General features: G+C 58.2%; 1 protein-coding gene. It reads left to right on the forward strand.

Annotated features, from left to right (window positions below; all coding sequences use genetic code 11):
• The first annotated feature begins 92 nt into the window (after nucleotides 1–92).
• On the forward strand, nucleotides 93–1,394 hold the full coding sequence (locus NKJ00_RS32145; RefSeq protein WP_128306115.1) for an IS4 family transposase: 1,302 nt from the start codon (nucleotides 93–95) through the stop codon (nucleotides 1,392–1,394).
• The last annotated feature ends 9 nt before the right edge of the window (nucleotides 1,395–1,403 follow it).

Here is a 1,403-nt window from a genome sequence, read left to right on the forward strand (position 1 = left end):
TAATGCAGTTCACTTAAGTTGGGCTGGATGAGGATCTGGTAAGACCTATCGAACAGGATGGAGATTCGTTTCCATCCTGTTCGTGTTTTGAGATGCCAGGTCGCATAGGACATACAGCCGATTTATCGGCACTTTCGGGTGCAATTGATCCGGAATGGATCGCCTTGGCGCTTGCCAGCAGCGGCAAGGCGAGCATCCGCAAGCGCAAGCTCCCCGCCGAGCAAGTTGTCTGGCTGGTGATTGCGCTTTCCTTGTATCGTCATCAGTCCATGCCTGAGGTGGTGGCCCATCTGGATCTGGTGTTGCCCGATGAGGTGAACCCGGACATTGCCAAGAGCGCCTTGACGCAGGCCCGCCAGCGCTTAGGCCAGGCGCCGCTGGCGCAGTTGTTTGCGATGAGCGCGACGTGCTGGGACGAGCGACACCAAGTCGGGCGAGGCTGGCGGGGTCTTGCGCGCTATGCCGTGGATGGCAGCACATTGCGTGTCGCCGACAGCGTGGAGAACCGCGCGCATTTTGGAGCGCAAGCCTATGCATCCGGCGCTGTTGCAAGTTATCCGCAGCTACGGCTCTTGACCCTGACGGCGCTCGCCACGCACCTGGTGCGTGATGCGGTGTTTGGGATCTACGGCAAGAATGAGATGCTCTATGCCAAGAGCTTGCTCGACCAAGTGCCGGACCAATCCCTGACGGTCTTCGACAAGGGCTTTTTCAGCGCCAGCCTGCTGCTGCAGCTTCAATCGAAGGGCAAGCAACGTCATTGGCTCCTGCCGGCCAAAGGCAACAGTGCATGGCAGCGCCTGGACCAGAACGCCACCGACTATCGGGTGCGCATGAAAGTCTCGCCGCAAGCACGCGAGGCCGAGCCCGACTTGCCGACATTCTGGGAAGCTCGGGCGATCGAGACGGTCAACCGGCATGGGCAAAAGCGAATATTGCTCACCTCATTGACGGACAAGAAGGCCTATCCTGCCCAGGAGATCGTGCAGCAATACGAAGACCGCTGGCGGATCGAAACCAGCTATCGAGAGCTGAAGCAGGAGCTTCTTGGCAGCGAATTGACGCTGCGCAGCGGCACACCGCAGACCGTTTATCAGGAAGTTTGGGGAGCCTTGCTGGCTTACAATCTGGTGCGGTTGGAAATGGCCGAGGTTGCCTCTGAAGCCGAGGTCAAGCCAACCGAATTGAGCTTCACCACAGCCCTGCACTACATTCGTCACGAATGGGGGTGGATGGCGATCGAAGCGCCAGCAAAACTACCCGCACACCTCATCCGATTAAGACAACGGCTGGGAGACCTCATCCTCCCAAAAACACGGGGGCGATCATGCCCCCGTGTCGTCAAAAAGCTACCAGCCAAATATCCTGTCAGAACACTGAAGGTGCCTAAGTGAACTGCATTA

The sequence above is a fragment of the Mesorhizobium sp. M0227 genome (assembly GCF_040321855.1).
GTDB lineage: Bacteria > Pseudomonadota > Alphaproteobacteria > Rhizobiales > Rhizobiaceae > Mesorhizobium.